Genomic DNA, 1,691 nt, shown 5'->3' with positions numbered 1-1,691 from the left:
CGCAGCCATCGTCTTATGGCTGAGATAAGTGTCCACACCACCTAGGGCGCCACAAAATTGTCGGTGGCCGAGGCAACCACGCCAAGCCCGATATCGGTGACATGGAAGTGAACCGGAATCGATCTCTCCGGGTTGTTCTCTTTAGGCGCGGTAACGAGCAGGCGCAATTCGGTCGTCTGGTCGCGCCCGATCACGACCTCGGGCCGGTCCGGCATCACCGAATTCGCACCCACCACATGCACAGTCGCATTGACAGGACCATCGATGTCGATCGCGATGACGCGATCGAAGCCACTCTTGTTGAGTAAGCGCATGGTGTAGGCATTGCGGATCGATCCGTCGCTGAGCGTCACGGCAACCGGGTTGCGGTCATGCAGCACATTGAGCTTGAGCAACGAGCGCGTGTTCAGCGCGTACAGCATGATGCCTACGACCAAGGCGATGAATAGGCCGTAGATAATCGTACGCGGCCGAACGATTCGGTAGATCGGCGGCTGGCCCTGTTGGCGGCGCAGGATGTTGATTTCGTTATCATAGCCGATCAGACGCGTTGGCCGGCCGATCTTCTTCATCACCGCGTCGCAGGCATCGACGCACAGACCGCACTGGATGCACTCGAGCTGCGGGCCGTTGCGGATATCGATGCCGGTCGGACAGACGGCAACGCATTGATAACAGTCGACGCAATGGCCAACATGTTCGCCGAGCGCGCGCAGTTCGGCTGCCTTCTTCACCGAAGTCCGCTTCTCGCCGCGGTCGTAGCGATAGGTGACGTTGAGCGCCCATTCGTCGGTGAGCGAGGCCTGGATGCGCGGCCAGGGACACATATAGGTGCAGACCTGCTCGCGCATGTGGCCTGCCAGGAGATAGGTCGTGCTGGTCAGGATCCCGATCCAGAGATACGCGACCATCGGCGCCTGGAAGGCGGCGAGATCGTTCATCAGAGACGGCGCATCGCTGAAGAAAAGCACCCAGGCGCCGCCGGTCCACCAGGCGATCATGAGCCAGATTGCGTGCTTCAGAGCAACTTCGCAACTGCGCCTGAGAGTCCACCGATGGGCCGCAGCGTCCTTCCTCATGCGCTCGCGGCGGTCGCCTTCGATCCAACGCTCGACGGCATAGAACAGGTCGGTCCAGACCGTTTGCGGGCAGAGATAGCCGCACCAGATGCGGCCGCCAATGGAATTCATCAGGAACAGGGTCACCGACGCGACGATCAGCAGGCCGGTGAAGTAGTAGACCTCCTGTGGCCAGAGCTCGATAAAGAAGAAATAGAATCGCTGGTTCGGGAAATCGAGCAGCGCCGCCTGGTCGGGCGCGTCCGGACCCCGATTCCAGCGCACGAAAGGGAGGAAGTAATAGACGCCGAGGCAGACGGCCATCAGCGCCCATTTGATCCGGCGGAAAGTCCCCGAAACGCTCTGCGGATAAACCTTCTTGCGGGCCGCATAGAGCGGCTCATAATTGTCGTATTGCAGCTTTTTGGGCATCACGGGCTTGTTCATGCTGGTTCGCGATGTCGAGCGTGGCAATTTGAGCCCAAGGTGGCGCTAGCGCGCGGTTGATTCAGCTAAAAGGAGCCCCCCGCGCCGAGGAGAATTATTTGCCTCCGCCGAGCGAGTGCACGTAGACCGTCATCGCCTTCAACGTTACCCGATCGAGCCGGCCATCCCATGAAGGCATCACGCCGG

1 protein-coding gene and 1 pseudogene are annotated in these 1,691 nt (G+C 60.3%); both read right to left on the bottom strand.

Annotation, left to right across the window (positions count from 1 at the left end; all coding sequences use genetic code 11):
* Nucleotides 1-41 precede the first annotated feature (41 nt).
* Nucleotides 42-1,505, bottom strand: a complete 1,464-nt coding sequence (gene ccoG, locus K288_RS0143330) for a cytochrome c oxidase accessory protein CcoG (protein WP_027584864.1) — start codon at nucleotides 1,503-1,505, stop codon at nucleotides 42-44.
* A gap of 94 nt (nucleotides 1,506-1,599) precedes the next feature.
* A pseudogene (locus tag K288_RS53345) lies at nucleotides 1,600-1,691 on the bottom strand (cytochrome C oxidase Cbb3); the annotation flags it as partial.

Origin of the sequence: Bradyrhizobium sp. Ai1a-2, from assembly GCF_000426245.1 — a bacterium.
GTDB lineage: Bacteria > Pseudomonadota > Alphaproteobacteria > Rhizobiales > Xanthobacteraceae > Bradyrhizobium.
This window is presented reverse-complemented; position numbering and strand designations above follow the sequence as displayed.